Annotated in this window: 14 protein-coding genes; 10 read left to right on the top strand and 4 right to left on the bottom strand. The window is 67.6% G+C overall.

The features are described 5' to 3' along the window. Nucleotides 1-33: 33 nt before the first annotated feature. The 7 genes from C5E05_RS15395 to C5E05_RS15365 all read left to right on the top strand — a co-directional run bounded on the left by C5E05_RS15395 (nt 34) and on the right by C5E05_RS15365 (nt 7,990). Nucleotides 34-1,962 carry a DUF2264 domain-containing protein gene (locus tag C5E05_RS15395; RefSeq protein WP_258064895.1) on the top strand — a complete coding sequence of 643 codons (1,929 nt, stop codon included), beginning with the start codon at nt 34-36 and terminating at the stop codon, nt 1,960-1,962. Between the two features lie 63 nt (nt 1,963-2,025). After that, on the top strand, nt 2,026-3,318 hold the full coding sequence (locus C5E05_RS15390) for an extracellular solute-binding protein (protein ID WP_104240346.1): 1,293 nt from the start codon (nt 2,026-2,028) through the stop codon (nt 3,316-3,318). Nucleotides 3,319-3,384: 66 nt separating this feature from the next. Beyond that, a complete protein-coding gene (locus tag C5E05_RS15385; protein WP_104240347.1) occupies nt 3,385-4,332 on the top strand; it encodes a carbohydrate ABC transporter permease in 948 nt (315 codons plus the stop codon). Beyond that, nucleotides 4,332-5,249 (top strand): carbohydrate ABC transporter permease, encoded by a 918-nt coding sequence (locus tag C5E05_RS15380; RefSeq protein ID WP_228496633.1) that lies wholly within the window; start codon nt 4,332-4,334, stop codon nt 5,247-5,249. Before C5E05_RS15385 ends, C5E05_RS15380 begins: the two co-directional genes overlap by 1 nt. Before the next feature lie 2 nt (nt 5,250-5,251). Further along, nucleotides 5,252-5,914 carry a ferredoxin-NADPH reductase gene (locus C5E05_RS15375; protein WP_104240348.1) on the top strand — a complete coding sequence of 221 codons (663 nt, stop codon included), beginning with the start codon at nt 5,252-5,254 and terminating at the stop codon, nt 5,912-5,914. Between the two features lie 32 nt (nt 5,915-5,946). After that, complete coding sequence (locus C5E05_RS15370) at nt 5,947-7,116, top strand: glycoside hydrolase family 88 protein (protein ID WP_104240349.1); 1,170 nt, start codon at nt 5,947-5,949, stop codon at nt 7,114-7,116. A gap of 16 nt (nt 7,117-7,132) precedes the next feature. Continuing rightward, the gene (locus C5E05_RS15365; RefSeq protein ID WP_104342429.1) at nt 7,133-7,990 is read left to right on the top strand and encodes a fumarylacetoacetate hydrolase family protein; all 858 of its coding nucleotides are present in this window, start codon (nt 7,133-7,135) and stop codon (nt 7,988-7,990) included. 22 nt (nt 7,991-8,012) lie between these two features. On the opposite strand, the gene C5E05_RS15360 is transcribed toward C5E05_RS15365, so the two are convergent. Continuing rightward, the gene (locus C5E05_RS15360; protein ID WP_104240351.1) at nt 8,013-8,234 is read right to left on the bottom strand and encodes a hypothetical protein; all 222 of its coding nucleotides are present in this window, start codon (nt 8,232-8,234) and stop codon (nt 8,013-8,015) included. A 229-nt stretch (nt 8,235-8,463) separates the two neighbouring features. On the opposite strand from C5E05_RS15360, the gene C5E05_RS15355 reads away from it, so the two are divergent. Next, nucleotides 8,464-9,312, top strand: a complete 849-nt coding sequence (locus C5E05_RS15355) for an endo alpha-1,4 polygalactosaminidase (protein ID WP_104342471.1) — start codon at nt 8,464-8,466, stop codon at nt 9,310-9,312. A 44-nt stretch (nt 9,313-9,356) separates the two neighbouring features. Here C5E05_RS15355 and C5E05_RS15350 read toward each other — a convergent pair whose 3' ends face one another. Beyond that, the gene (locus tag C5E05_RS15350) at nt 9,357-10,355 is read right to left on the bottom strand and encodes an AraC family transcriptional regulator (protein WP_104240352.1); all 999 of its coding nucleotides are present in this window, start codon (nt 10,353-10,355) and stop codon (nt 9,357-9,359) included. Nucleotides 10,356-10,703: 348 nt separating this feature from the next. After that, complete coding sequence (locus tag C5E05_RS15345) at nt 10,704-11,816, bottom strand: LCP family protein (protein ID WP_104240353.1); 1,113 nt, start codon at nt 11,814-11,816, stop codon at nt 10,704-10,706. 314 nt (nt 11,817-12,130) lie between these two features. On the opposite strand from C5E05_RS15345, the gene C5E05_RS15340 reads away from it, so the two are divergent. Beyond that, complete coding sequence (locus tag C5E05_RS15340) at nt 12,131-13,747, top strand: sugar transferase (RefSeq protein ID WP_258063751.1); 1,617 nt, start codon at nt 12,131-12,133, stop codon at nt 13,745-13,747. 113 nt (nt 13,748-13,860) lie between these two features. Next, nucleotides 13,861-14,202 (top strand): PqqD family protein, encoded by a 342-nt coding sequence (locus tag C5E05_RS15335; RefSeq protein ID WP_104305887.1) that lies wholly within the window; start codon nt 13,861-13,863, stop codon nt 14,200-14,202. A gap of 42 nt (nt 14,203-14,244) precedes the next feature. On the opposite strand, the gene C5E05_RS20245 is transcribed toward C5E05_RS15335, so the two are convergent. Then, on the bottom strand, nt 14,245-15,234 hold the full coding sequence (locus tag C5E05_RS20245; protein WP_181059673.1) for a nucleotidyltransferase family protein: 990 nt from the start codon (nt 15,232-15,234) through the stop codon (nt 14,245-14,247). Between the last annotated feature and the right edge of the window lie 3 nt (nt 15,235-15,237).

Here is a 15,237-nt window from a genome sequence, read left to right as displayed (position 1 = left end):
CCCTCCCTCGGACGGCAATTCAAAGGAGAATCCGTGTCCACTGCATTCACGCCCGCGTCGCCCGCCACCGCGGCGCAGTCAGCGTCGCAGTCGGCATGGACCCGCGACGACTGGACCGGCTACGCCGACCGCCTCCTTGCCGGAGCCATGGCCTGGGCCTCACCGGGCAAGGCGCGCATCACGCCTCCCGGCGCCGAGGGCGGCTACGGCCACGACATCGACGGCCTCGAGGGCTTCGCACGCACCTTTCTCCTCGCAGGATTCCGCATCGCCGGGGAGCGCGGTCAGGGCGTCGACGAGCTGATCTCCTTCTTCTCCGAGGGCATCCGAACCGGTGTCGACCCCGAGGCCGCGGACCGATGGGTGCGGCTCGAGGAGCACCCCCAGGCGAAGGTCGAGGCGGCGTCGCTCGCCCTCATCCTCGACCTCACCCGTCCCTGGATCTGGGACTCGCTCGACGAGCTCACGCAGCAGCGTGTCGTCGACTACTTCGCTCCCGCCGTTGGCGACGACACCTATCCGCGCACCAACTGGCTGTGGTTCCGCCTCGTCGTCCAGACCTTCCTCCGCTCCGTCGGCGGCCCGTGGTCGCCCGAGGACGTCACCGCGGACCTCGCGCTGCACGACTCCTTCGTGCGTGCCGACGGGTGGCTGTCCGACGGGGAAGAGCGCTCCTACGACCACTACGTCGGCTGGGCGCTGCACATCTACCCGGTGCTCTGGGCCCGGATGCGCGGCGCCGACGAGCTGGCAGGCGACCGCCTGGCGGGCGACGTCGCCGCGCTCGACCGCTTCCTGCAGGACGCCGTGCACCTCATCGGCGGAGACGGCTCGCCCCTGCTCCAGGGCCGCAGCCTCATCTACCGCTTCGCGGCGGCTGCCCCGTTCTGGGTCGGCGCGCTCGCGGAGGTCCCCTCCGTGTCGCTCGGCGCCCTTCGGCACGCGGCCGAGAAGGTCGTCACCCACTTCGACGAGCGCGGTGTTCCCGATGAGCGCGGCCTCCTCACGATGGGCTGGCACGGTGAATGGCGGCAGCTCGCGCAGGCCTACTCCGGGCCGGCCTCACCGTACTGGGCCTCCAAGGGACTCCTGGGTGTGCTGCTTCCCGCCGACCACCCCGTCTGGGCCGCCGAGGCCGAGCCACTCCCGGTTGAGCAGGGCGACTTCGTGCGCACGATCGCGGCCCCCGGCTGGGTGGTCACCGGCACGAGCCGCGACGGCATCGTTCGCATCGCCAACCACGGCACCGACCACGCGAAGCCGAACACCCTCGTCGGCGACTCACCCCTCTACGCCCGCCTCGCCTACTCGAGCGCAACGAGCCCGCTGCTCGACGACCTCGCCTGGCACGAGCCCCTCGAGCAGTCGGTGGCGCTCGTCGACGGAACCGGCACGGCCACCCACCGCGCCGCGATGGAGCTCCTCAGCACGAGCGAGGACGGCGCCGCCGGAGTGGCCGCATCCACCTGGCTCGCCCACACGCTGCAGCCAGCGCTGCAGCAGCAGCGTCACGGTTCGGGCCTCGACGGCGACGCGAGCGTCATCGCGCGGCTCACGGTCGTCTCCGTCGTCCGCGGCGCCGAGGAAGTGCGCCTCGCCCGGGTCACCGATACCGAGGCAGGGGTCGACGCGGCCGACTGGCGGCTCCGCTGGGGCGGCTGGCCCGTCACGAGCCGACAGGACGCGCAGGTCACGAGCGCGCTCCGCGGGCTGACAGCAGGCACAACGGCCCGGACCGTGACGAGGACGGATGCGAGCCCGCTCGGCGCATCCACCCGGGTCCCGATCCTCGACGCCCCCGTCGAACCGGACACCTGGGTCGCCGCGCACCTCACCCTCGCGGGCGCAGACCACACCCCCAGCAGCACCACCGGCGTCGAGCTCACCGAAGAGCGAGCCGCCATCACCTGGTCAGACGGAGCCCACAGCGCCGTCGACCTCACCAACTACCGCCTCTCGTAGCCCGGGCGTCGGTTCTCAGAGATTCGAAGCGGATCTCGTTCATTGCAGCAAAGGAGCAGCACCATGAAGAAGCGCACCATGATCGCCACTGCGGGCCTCGCCGCCGCCGCACTGGCCCTCACCGGATGCAGCGGCGGCGGGAGCGTCGACCCTGACGGCCCCATCACGCTGTCGGTGTCGGGCTGGAGCGTCGCATCCACCCCCGAGTTCCAGCTGCTCGCAGACGGCTTCACGGAGAAGTACCCCGACGTGACCGTCGAGGTCGTCGACTACGACCCCGCCGAGTACAACACCCTCATCACCGCGGACCTCGCGGCGGGCTCCGGGCCGGACATCATCACCCAGAAGGAGATCAAGTTCGTCACGACCTTCCAGGAGGGCGGACAGCTCCTCGACGTCTCCGATGTCGCGCTCCCCGAGGGCATCAGCGGTGCCGAGTCGTACAACATCGACGGCACGACGTGGGCGGTTCCCTACCGCCAGGACTCGTGGGTGCTCTACTACAACAAGGCCCTCTTCGACGCGGCAGGTGTCGCCTACCCCGACGGCAGCTGGACCTGGGATGACTACGTCGAGAACGCCGACCTCCTGACCACGAACCTCGCCGGTGCGGGTTCGACCGCCAAGGGCGCTCACCAGCACAGCTGGCAGTCGACCGTGCAGGGCTTCGCGAACGCGCAGGCCGGCGGCGACATCTTCAGCGGCGAGTACGACTACTTCGCGCCCTACTACGACAAGTCGCTCAAGCTCCAGGACGACGGCGCGCAGGCCTCCTTCAACACGGTCACGGCCAACAAGCTCACCTACCAGGGCGAGTTCGGCAAGCAGAAGGCCGCGATGATCCCCATGGGCTCGTGGTTCGTTGCGACCCTCATCTCGCAGCAGGCCTCCGGCGAAGCCGACGACTTCGAGTGGGGCATCGCACCCGTCCCGCAGATGGATGCATCCACCACCGGCATGGACAACACTCCCGTCACGTTCGGTGACCCGGCAGGGTTCGGCATCAACGCCAACATCGACGAGGGCAAGACGCAGGCCGCCAAGGACTTCCTCGCCTACGCCGCGAGCGAAGAGGCGGCAACCAAGCTCGCTGGCATCGGCATCACGCCGGCGCTCCTGAGCGACCCCGTCGTCGAGGCGTACTTCGCCGTCGAGGGCGCCCCGCAGGACGAGCTCTCCGCGTTCGCCGTGCAGACGCACGAGACGCTCCCCGAGAGCCCGACCAACTCGAAGACCGCAGCCGTCCAGAACATCCTGAACGACATGCACTCCTCGATCCTCTCCGGTTCCAAGTCGGTGCAGGACTCCATCGCTGAAGCCGAAGGCCGCGTGGCCAACGAAGTCGGCCTCGACTAACCCCCTTGCCGTCGGTCGGCCGGTGCTCTCTCACCGGCCGACCGGCACCCTCTCTCCAGGAGAATCATGACCACCACCACGGAACCGACGCCGCCGTCGGCAGCCCCGCCGGAGTTGACAGCCGAGGCGCGCAAGCAGCGCAACCGCCTGCGACGGAAGACAACCCTCGTCGGGTGGAGCTTCATCCTGCCGAACTTCATCGGGTTCGCGACGCTGACGCTCGTGCCCGTCATCGTGATGTTCTACATGTCTCTCACGAACTGGAACATCTTCGGCACGTCCACGTTCATCGGCTTCGACAACTTCACGCGCCTCTTCAACGACGGCAGCTTCCAGGTCGCCTTCGGCAACACCATCTACTACTCGGTGCTGCACATCCCGCTCACGATCGTCGTGTCGCTGAGCCTCGCCCTGCTGCTCAACAACAAGCTCCGGGGCGTCGCGTTCTTCCGCACCGCCGCGTTCTTCCCCTACATCACGTCGATCGTCGCGATCGCGCTCGTCTGGAACCTGCTCTTCAGCCCGGACTTCGGCCCCATCAACGAGGGCCTGCGCCTCATCGGCATCGACAACCCGCCCGGCTGGCTCACCTCCACGGAGTGGGCGATGCCGGCGGTGGTCATCATCAGCACGTGGCGCGACATGGGCTACTACATGGTGCTCTTCCTCGCGGCCCTCCAGACGGTGCCGCCCGAGCTGCACGAGGCCGCCCGCGTCGACGGCGCCAACGCCTGGCAGCGCTTCTGGAACGTGACCCTCCCGTGCCTGCGCCCGACCATGTTCTTCGTCACCGTCATGCTGACGATCAACTCCTTCAAGATCTTCGACCTCATCCTCGTGCTCACCGAGGGCGGGCCGGGACAGTCCACGACTGTCATCTCACAGTTCATCTACCGCAAGGGCTTCGAGGAGAACGAGTTCGGATACGCGTCAGCGGCCTCCGTCGTGCTGTTCTTCCTCTGCATCGTCGTCACGATCATCCAGTTCCTGTGGAACAAGCGGAAGGACAACTGATGTCCCAGACCATGGCAGTCGTCCTCCCGGAAGAGGACTCACGTCGCCTCCTCATCGACCCGCCCGCGCACCCCGCGGCAGCCGGCAAGAAGAAGAAGGCCGGGCTCGCGAAGGCGCTGCTCTACATCGCGCTGATCATCGCCGCGGCAGCCATGCTCACGCCGTTCTTCTGGATGATCATGAGCTCCCTCAAGGACGCGAACGCGGTCTTCTCGGTGCCGGTCAGATGGATCCCCGAGGTCTTCGTCTGGCAGAACTACGTCGACATCTGGACCAAGTCGGACATCATGACCTGGATCGGCAACACGCTGTTCCTGTCGGTCACCGTCACGGCGCTGCAGGTGCTCACCGGCTCGTTCGCCGCCTACGGCTTCTCGCGAGTGAAGTTCCCCGGCCGCGATGCGCTGTTCCTGCTCTACGTCGGAACGATCGCCGTGCCGTGGCAGTCGTACATGATCCCGCAGTTCATCATGCTCTCGAACGCGAACCTCTCGAACACGCTCTGGGCGATCATCCTGCTGCAGGCCTTCGGCGCCTTCGGCGTGTTCCTCATGAAGCAGTTCTACGAGTCCATCCCCATGGAGCTCTCCGAGGCAGCACGCCTCGACGGCCTCAGCGAGTACGGCATCTGGCGGCGCATCATGCTGCCGCTCTCGATTCCCGCCATCGCCAGCCTCTCGCTGCTCACCTTCGTGAACACGTGGAACGACTACCTCGGACCGCTCATCTACCTGCGCGACCCGAGCCTCTGGACCATGCAGCTCGGTCTGAAGAACTTCGTCTCCAGCTTGTACGACGTCGACTACGGCGTGCTCTTCGCGGGGCTCACGATCTCGGTCATCCCGATCGCCATCGTCTTCCTCCTCGGCCAGCGGTACTTCGTCGAAGGCGTCGCCACGAGCGGACTGAAGGGCTGATCATGAAGCGCATCCCGCACAGCATCTACTCGACGGCGTTCAACGTCGCGTACCTCGCCCTCGGCGTGAACGCCATGCTCGCCATCATGAGCCTGCCGTTCCTCGTGCTGCTCGTGACGACGGACCCATCGCTGTCGTGGCCGCTGCTCGCGGCGAGCGCGGCACTCACGGGCCCGGGCATCGCCGGTGCATTCGCGACCTTCCGCGCGCATGCCGAGGGCGACAGCGACGTGATCCGCGCGTTCCTCCGCGGTGTTCGCCGCACCTGGAAGCGTGCACTCGTGATCTCGGCGGTCACCTCCGCCGTCGTCACGGTCGCGCTCGTGGACGTGTTCGTCCTCGTTCCCACCGGCATCGGCGTCCTCATCGTCCCGCTGCTGGCCGTCGTCGCGATCCTGACGCTCGCGACCGCAGCGGTGTCGCTCGTCGCGATCACGCAGGCCGACGACACGCGCCTGCTCGTGCTGGTGCGCGCATCCCTCTTCCTCGCCGTGCGCCGTTGGCCGATGACCTTCGCGTCCTTCGCGATCGTCGCCGTCCAGGCCGCGGTGCTCACCGCGGCCCCGGCCATCGCCATCGGGCTCTCGGCCGCCGCCTGCCTCTACGTCGTCTGGGCTGGCGGCCGCTACACCCTGCAGCAGACCCCGGCACACGCCGCGGCCTGACGGACACCACGAACTCACTCGAAGGAATTCCCATGACTTTCGCGCCCGCATCCACGACCGTGGAGAACGCGCTGGCAGCGGCCACCGAAACCGTCCGACGCAACATCGTCGCGTTCGGCGCCGCCTACCCTGACGACACGACCACCGACGGCCGCTACCTGCTGCGACCCGCGACCGAGGCATTCGCCGAGGGAGCCAACCGCGGTTGGACGACGAGCTTCTGGCCGGGCATGATGTGGCTCGCCGGCGATGTCACCGGCGACGCGGCCTTCCACGAAGCCGCCCTCGCGCACGCCGCCGACTTCGAGCGCCGCCTCTACGGGGACGAGGACCTCGAGACCCACGACCTCGGATTCCTCTACTCGCTCTCGGTCGTCACCGCATGGAAGCAGACCGGCGATGAGCGCTGGCGCACCGCCGGGGTCAAGGCCGGGGAGCGGCTCATGACGCGCTTCCTCGAGCCTGCCGGGATCCTGCAGGCCTGGGGGGACCTCAGCGACCCAGCGCAGCGTGGCCGCGCCATCATCGACAGCCTCATGAACATGCCGCTGCTCACGTGGGTCGGCGAGCAGACGGGCGACCCCCGATACGCGGATGCGGTCCGGCGCCACACGGAGCAGCTGCGCACGCAGATCTTCCGTGCCGACGACTCCACGTTCCACACGTTCTACTGGGACGCGGAGACCGGCGAGCCCCTGCGCGGGGGCACCGAGCAGGGCGCGTTCGACGAGTCGTGCTGGGCGCGCGGGGAAGCCTGGGGCATCTACGGCTTCGCGCTCAACTCGCAGGCCGTTGGCGACCCGAGGCAGCTCGAGGCTGCCTGGAGGTGCGCCGACTACTACCTCGCGCACCTGCCGAGCGACGGCATCCCCTACTGGGACCTCGTCTACACCGAGGGCAGCGACGCTCCCCGCGACAGCTCTGCCGCCGCGATCGCCGCCTGCGGGTTCTTCGAGCTCGCCGCGGTCGAGCCGGACCCCGAGCGGTCGGCGCGCGCCCGCGCAGCCGCGTACGCGCAGCTCGACGCGCTCATCGCCGAGGCCACGCCGCGGCCGGCCGAGTCCTCTGACGCGCTCCTCCTGCACGGGGTGTACGACATGCCGAAGCTCGTGGGCGTCGACGAGGGAACACTCTGGGGCGACTACTTCTTCCTGGAGGCGCTGACGCGCGCGTCGCGTCCCGACTGGCAGCGGTACTGGTGAGCGGGGGAGCAGGCGCATGAGAATCGTCACCTGGGATCGTGCCGGGCAGAGCGTGCCCGCGGCCCTCGTCGAGTCGCCAGAGGGTGATCGGCTCCTCGACCTGGCCGGTCTCGTCGCATCGACACTCGAGCTGCTCTCCGACGAGCAGCTGTTCGCGGATGCACGCGCCGCGGTCGCGTCGGCCGACGTCAGTGGCCTGCCGCTGCGCGACGGGGAGCGACTGCTCGCGCCCGTGACGCCGCGGGTGCTGCTCTGCGTCGGCTACAACTACCGCGGCCATGTGGTCGCGGGCGGGGAGGGACAGCCCGACCCCGAACGCCCCGACGTGTTCGTGAAGACCGCGAACACGCTGCTCGGACCAGACGACGCCGTGAGGCTGCCCCCACAGAGCAGCGACGTGGACTACGAGGGCGAGATCGGTCTGGTCATCGGACGGGCGGCGCACGCCGTATCCGCCGAGGACGCGCTGGCGCACGTCGCCGGCTACACCCTCGTCAACGACGTGTCTGCCCGTGACTGGCAGAACCGCACCAGCCAGTGGACGCTCGGAAAGTGCTTCGACGGCTTCGCGCCGCTCGGGCCCGCCATCGTGACGGCGGACGAGATCGACGACCCCGCAGACCTGCTCGTCGAGGTCATCCGGGACGGCGAGACGACCGTGTCGCAGAGCACGTCGACCCTCATCTTCCCGTTCGCGGAGCTCGTCTCGTACATCTCGCAGTCCATCACGCTCCAGCCGGGTGACGTCATCGCGACAGGCACCCCGCAGAAGCTGCCGGATGCACTCCGCGGCCACCGCGCCGTCGCCGACGGCGACTCGGTGCGCATCCGAGTCGAGGGGATCGGCGAGCTCACGACGGTGTTCGCGAGCTAGGTCGTCTCGGCGGCACGGGAGATCACGCGAAGGTCCCGGCAGCGAGGCTCACGCCGCCGATGACGACGCTCAGGCTGCCCAGCGTCGCCAGGATCACGCTGAGCGCCTGCAGCCTGCGCTTCGAGGAGTCCTGCCGTCGAGCTGCGAGCACCGCCGCCACGATCATGAGCGCGAAGAGCGCAGCACCGCAGGCGAGGAGCATCCACCCGACGAGCTGCAGGACCGTGTCTGGCTGGTGAACCACGCAGCGACCGTCGCCTGTCCGGCCTACGCCGACGCCGGGCGGTCGGCGGCGCGTGCATCGGGGGATGGGCCGCGGGGCGTGTTGGGGGACACCGGCACTCCTTCGTGGTGAGGCCAACAAGCCTAGGCGCGGCCCTCTTCTCGAGAGAAAGGTTCTCGAGGTGAAAGGCGAGGTGAAATCGGCGTGGATGCACACAGAACCGAGACCTGCCGTGGAGCATGATGACGTCATGCGCGTCTCTCCAGCAGCTCTGCTCCTCGTCGTGAGTGTGTTCGTCCTCAGCGGATGCGCGCAGGGCGGGGTGGTGGAATACACCGGGTCGTACGTGCCCCTCCCGCCGACAAACGGCACCTTCGACTACCAGCTCGGCGAGCCGTATGAGATCGACGGTGGCCTCGACGTCGTCGCCCGAGACTCCACTGCCGCCCCCGACTCCGGGGCGTACAGCATCTGCTACGTGAACGGCTTCCAGACGCAGCCCGGGGAATCTGCCACCTGGCTCGACGAACGCAGCGAGCTGCTGCTCCACGACGACGCCGGTCATCCGGTCGTCGACCCGGACTGGCCCGACGAGTACATCCTCGACCCGTCGACGGCCGAGCAGCGCGACGGCATCCTCGCCGTGATGGCCCCGATCATCACGGGCTGCGCCGAGTCGGGCTTCGACGCCGTCGAGATCGACAACCTCGACACCTTCACGCGCTTCGACGCGTCCACGAGCGGTGGGGGAGCCGGCATCGACGAGAGCGGGGCACTCGAGCTCGCGGCGGCCTACGTCGAAGCCGCCCACACTGCTGGCCTCGCGATCGGGCAGAAGAACGCGGCAGAGCTCGCCGATCGCGGCCGAGCCGAGCTGGGCTTCGACTTCGCCGTCGCGGAGGAGTGCGGTGTTTACGGGGAATGCGCCGCGTACTCGAGCGCCTACGGCGATCTCGTCCTGCAGATCGAGTACACCGATGCTCTCGCAGGAACACCTGAGGAGGTCTGCGCTGACGACAGCCGCGCTCCGCTCACGGTCATCCGCGACCGTGATCTCCTCGCACCGGACGTGCCGGACTACTTCCGGATGCAGTGCTGAGTCCTCCTCCGCGCCTGGAGGTCACTCCCCGTCGGGGGAGTCCCTCAGACCAGGGCCGACCCCGACGCGTTCTCGGAAGCGTCCTCAGACGAGCTCTCCGGGCCATCCTCCGAGGTCGGCTGTGCGCCCTGGACTCCTCCGGTCTGCGCCTCGGCCTGACCTGACTCTTCTGCGCTTGCCCGGCGGAACATGCGGAGATTTCTGAACCCGCTGTAGGCGGCTGCTGCCTTCAAGTCCTGCACCGTCGGGTCGCCGGTTCCGAGGAAGTCCTCCGCCAACGCGAGACGGGTCTCGCGCAGGAGCCTCGCGGGCGTCGTGCCCGTCTCCCTGAACACCCTGTGCAGGTGCGACTGCGAGATGCCCAGCTGCTGGCCGAGATCGACCACCGAGAAGTTCGCGTCGTGGGCCTGCTCCGCGATCAGCCGGTGCGCGCGCATCAGCAGGGTCTTCGAGGGGCCGGCCACGGTGCTCTCGCGAATCGACGAGCGCAGCACGGCGATCACCAGGTTCTCGATCGCGGTCCGCCAGGCGGGGAACCCCGGGTTGTCCTCGTCGATCGAGCCGTCGAGCGACGCCATGGCGGCGCTGGTCAGGACCTTGCGCAGGTGCGCGTTCGGTGTGCGCGGGCCGGTGTAGTTGAGCTCGTTCCCGAGCACCGCCTTGATCTTCGACCGTCGGATCCCGAACAGGAGTCGAGTCGAGGCGTCCGAGGATTCGACGCGCATGGGCTCCGAGGACTCGTGGACGTAGAACGGCGACGGCACGGAACCCTCGGACTCGTTCTGACCGTTCAGCCTCGACGTGCCGCGCATCGCGAAGCTCAGGAAGACCAAGCCGTTGTCGTCCTGGGGGCGCGGCTTGATCTGGACCACCATCGGGGTCACCCAGATGCGGCCGATGACGATCGTGGGGCACGTCGCGAGGTCGGCGAAGATCTTCACTTCGCCGTCCGCTGAGACGACCTGGAGGCCACGTGACTGGAGCCAATCGACGGCCCTCTCACCACGAAGTGCGACATCGAGCTCCGAGATCACGCCTGTCATCTCCTTTCCGACTCACATCACGGCGGGCTTCGGTGGAACGGGGAGAACCCCTGCTGTGACCGCGGAAGGATCTGCGGGTTGAACGAAGCTGTATCGAGTCTCACTCTTTGCCGCATCACCAGAAAATACGTCGCACTTTTCGGCGGGAGATGCCATGTTCTGGCGATTGTCGTGGACTGCTGCTCGGGTCTCGCGACGGAGACGTGCTTCAGTCCCGAGCATGTGCCTCGGACATGTTGGTGTTCGCAGACTCGGGCGGATTCGGTGATGCGTGGATCCGGATGCGGAGACGCAGATCGCCCCGCGCATCCAGTCGGATGCGCGGGGCGAGGAGGCGGAGCGGCCCTGCTATCGCCCGGTGGGCTGGTACTCGCTGACGGTGTCGGTCACGAGGTGCTTCTTGAGCTCCCCGATGCTGACCGTGTCGAGGAATACGACCGACTGGTCGCCGACCATGCCGGTGCCGTTGGTCGGCAGGGTGAAGCTGCGCACGTTGCTCCCGCGGATGTCCCGCATCGAGAGGCCGAGGTTGAGCATGGTCTGCAGGTCGAAGGTGCTGTCGACCGCGATGAAGGGGGAGAACTTCGTGATGATCTCCTGCACCTTGCCCGGGTTCGTCAGGGTCTCCGCCGTGAGCATCTTGTCGAGCACCGCCTTGACCCAGGCCTGCTGGTTCCGCACGCGCTGGTAGTCGCCGTCGGTGAAGGCGTAGCGCTCTCGCACGAAGGCGAGCGCTTCATCGCCCGTCAGCGTGATGGGCCCGGCCTCGAAGGTCTTGCCCTGCATGTGCGACGAGTTGAAGGCGACGTCGTTGTTGATGGTGACGCCACCGAGCGCATCCGTGATGCCCGCGAAGCCGTCGAAGTCGACCACCCCGACGTGGTCGATGCGGAGTCCGAGCAGGCCCTCGACCGTCTGGACGACGAGCGGGACGCCACCGAAGGACAGTGCGGCGTTGATCTTGGCCTCGCCGTGGCCCGGGATCGCGAGCCAGCTGTCGCGCATGATCGAGATGACCTGCACGTCGCTGCGATCGGCGGGGATGTGCACGAGCATCATCGTGTCGCTGCGGCTGCCGAGGTCGGTCATGATCGATGTGCTCCCGCTGACGCGCGAGTCACTTCCGAGCAGGAGGATGTTCATGGGCGAGCCCGCCTCGGTGACGACCTGCTCCGGGCGTCCCTCGTAGTCTCCGGGGAGGGCGTCATCGATCTTCTCGATGTTGTTGAACGCCTGGTTCACGTTCCACCAGATGATGCCGGCACCTGCCACTGCGACGATGAGGACGCCCACGAGTGTCCACAGCAGGATCTTCGGCCCACGACGCTTCTTCTTGCCGTGCTCGCGTGCCGCGCGGCGTGTGCCGCCGGAACCGCTATCGGCCTCGTGCTCGAAGAGATCTGTGAGGGCGTCGTCGTCGCTTCGAGGGCGCGACGAAGGCTGTCCTGGGGTCTGCTCCATGCAGGCGAGTATGACACGGCGCAAGTTTCGAGCACGAGTCGGGCCGAGCGATGTCTCGCTTCCCTGAAATGAAACCCAAATGCACAACAAGTGTGTTTCGGTCAGGAAAACACGCCAGAGATGCGGAAAAAATACCTGGGTGACCCTTTTGTTATGCGGGAACGTTGAGATAGTCTCAGCTAGCACCCAGGATCTCTACGATGAGCCCACAGGCCCATACAGAGCGTGGCCCGTGGCCACGGAGACCCGAAGCGCATTCCCGGAACCGACGCGGTCTGCGCACCAAGAAGTACTCATCTCTTATTGGAGCACACGTGACGCCACCCACCTCAGGGCCCGCTACCTCGCAGATCCCAGTCGCAACCGCGACTGACGATTCGCGAGACAGCGACATGCTGCCCTCGGTCGAACCGCACTTCGCGCAGACCTCCTCAGAACAGAACGCTCGGGTCCAGCGAAGCAACAAACGCCGCGCCAACTGGCGCCAGGGGTACGCGCAGCTCCTCGTTCTGACCGACCTCGCCATTCTGGCGGTCGTCATGGTGGGAGCCCAGCTCGTCTGGCTCGGCGGCGGCAACGCGGCCGTTCCCGCCGGCGGCAGCGGCTTCATCAGCAGCGAAGTGTCCTACTGGCTCGTCTCAACCGTCATCGTCGTCGGCTGGGCCTGGATGCTCTCCCTCTTCGACACCCGTGACTACCGCATCCTGGGCTCAGGGTTCGAGGAGTACCGCGGCATCTTCAACGCCTCGCTCATGCTCGCGGGAATCGTCTCGATCTTCGCCTACCTCTCGGCATTCGAGCTTGCCCGTGGATACGTGCTCATCGCCTTCCCGGTCGGCACCGTCGCGCTCCTCCTCTCCCGCTGGATCGGTCGCCAGTGGCTCGTCCGCCAGCGCAAGGGCGGAAACCTGCAGGCACGTGTGCTGCTCGTCGGCTCGCGCTACTCGGTGCTCGACCTCAACCGCGACCTCTCGCGTCGTGAAGCCGCCGGCTACAACGTCGTCGGCGCCTGCCTCATCGACGGCAAGAGCGGCGAGCTCGACCCCAACTCTCCCGACTTCCTGCCGGGAACGGATGTCCCCATCGGCGGCAACCCGGAGGACCTGGCAGGCTCGCTCGACGCCATCGGCGCCGACACCGTCGTCATCGCAGGCAACGACGTCACCTCGACGCAGTGGCTTCGCGAAGTCGGCTGGGACCTCGACCCGGACCGCCACTTCCTCATCGTCGCGCCAGGCCTGCTCGACGTGGGTGGCCCGCGCATCGTCACGCGCCCGGTCGCCGGCCTGCCGCTGCTGCACGTCGACTCCCCGAAGTTCACGCGCATGGGGCTCCTGCTCAAGCGCGCCTTCGACATCCTCGTCTCCGGCCTCCTCATCCTCGTCCTCTCGCCCCTCCTGGTCGGAACGGCGATCGCCGTGGCCGTCACCTCGCCTGGCGGCGTGTTCTTCAAGCAGGAGCGCGTTGGCTACAGCGGCGGCCGATTCACGATGTGGAAGTTCCGCAGCATGCGAGCCGACGCCGAAGAGGTGCTGAAGAAGCTGCAGAGCGAGCGCCGTGACGCGGGCAACGACATCCTCTTCAAGATGAAGGACGACCCTCGCATCACGAAGGTCGGCAAGTTCATCCGTCGCTACTCGATCGACGAGCTCCCGCAGCTGTTCAACGTCTTCGGCGGCTCCATGTCGCTGGTCGGCCCCCGTCCGCCGCTGGACCGAGAGGTCAAGCAGTACGAAGACCACGTGCACCGTCGCTTCATGGTGAAGCCCGGCATCACGGGCCTCTGGCAGGTGAGCGGACGCTCCAACCTGACCTGGGAGGAGACGGTGCGCCTCGACCTCTACTACGTCGAGAACTGGTCCATGGCCGGCGACTTCGTCATCCTCTTCCGCACTGCTCGTGCAGTCGTCGCCAGTGAGGGCGCCTACTAGGGCGAATCACGCACAGTGAGCAGCGGCGACCCACCAGGTGGGTCGCCGCTGCTTCTTTGTGTGCGCCGGTCTGTTGCACGCAGTGGATCTCAGCCGAACAGTAGGCTGGCGGGATGGATCAGGCGATAGGCGATCAGCGTCGTGAGAGCGGGCAGCTCTTCGAGGCCGTGATCACCCCGGCGCCTGCTCTGGCCCTCGTCCGCGACGATGAGAGCGGAGACCTGACCGTCCTGTCGCTCGTCGACACGAGCTGCAAGCCGCTGGTGCTCAGCGGGACGGCGGCCGTCATCTGGGACGAGCTCGACGGCGTCCGCTCGCTGAAGCTCATCGTGCGCGAGCTCTCGGCCGACTACGGGCTCGACGAGCAGGTCATCGGTGAGCAGGTGCTCGGCTTCGTGACGCAGCTGCTGGACGCCCACCTGCTGCAGATCCTCGACTCGCACACCTCCGCGTAGCAGTCGCGACGTACGCCGTCAGCATCGGGGTGGCCGACGCCGCTAGCGCTTGTCGAACGCCTTGAGATCGCGCCTGGCCTGCACAAGACCGTGCAGCCCTCGGCTCGCTCGCTTCCACCAGGCCCTGACGACGCTGATCGTGCCGTTGCGCAGCTCGGGGTCGATGGCCGCGAGATCCGCGCGAGAGGGGAAGAACGCGCGGGCCGCGATGCCCGGCTTCTCGAGGAGGGGAGCCCGCTGCAGCTTGAGCATCCAGCCCGTCATCGCGTGCTCAGCCTTGGCGTTGAGACGCCACAGGCGCAGCGCCTCGCTGGCGTTCGAGTTCGGGACGAGCGGGACATCGTGTCCGAGGTCTGTGAGGAAGCGTCGCGCGGTCTGCGTCGAGTCCGTTCCGACCGCGTCCTGCAGGATCTGCTCCGTGAGGGACGCGGTCGAGCGCGCGTCCGAGACGAACTGCGTGTCGGAGCCATCCATCTTCTTCAGCGCGCTGACGAGCTCGCTGTACTCGGTCATCTGGCGGGAGTCCGCTGAGACCTGGCCCTCCTCGCGGAGGGAGTGCAGCGCGAGGACGAGGGCGCTGCCCGCCCGATCGGGAGTGTCGATGGGGTGGCCGGCCACGGTGACCTGGATGTGGTGCGCCCACAGGCGATCGAATGCCTCCTGCGGCCTGCCGAGGAAACCAGGCCAGTAGTGATGCACGTCGATGTCGTTCGGCCAGGACTCGTGGATGAGGGTGCGCGAGTGCTGCTCGAGCAGCTTCGGGAAGTCGGGCCAAGGGCGAGGGCGCCACCCGTACGCCTGGAGCGCTTCGATGAGGTCCTTCGCGCGGCCGGGCTCGACGATGATGTCGACGTCGGTGGAGTACCGGCGAGTGCGCAGTCCGAGATCGGCGGAGATCGGCCCCTTGATGACGAGCATGCGGATGCCCTGCTCGCGGGCGACATGCTGCGTGAGCGCCGTCGACAGCGCGACTCCATCGTTCACCGAGAACGCGATGGTCGCGGCGTCCGGGGACGCGGCTGCTGCGGTCACTGG

The organism is Pseudoclavibacter sp. AY1H1 (assembly GCF_002931055.1).
Lineage (GTDB): Bacteria > Actinomycetota > Actinomycetes > Actinomycetales > Microbacteriaceae > Pseudoclavibacter.
The sequence above is the reverse complement of the archived record's forward strand: the minus strand, read 5'-3'. Positions and strand labels throughout refer to the sequence as shown.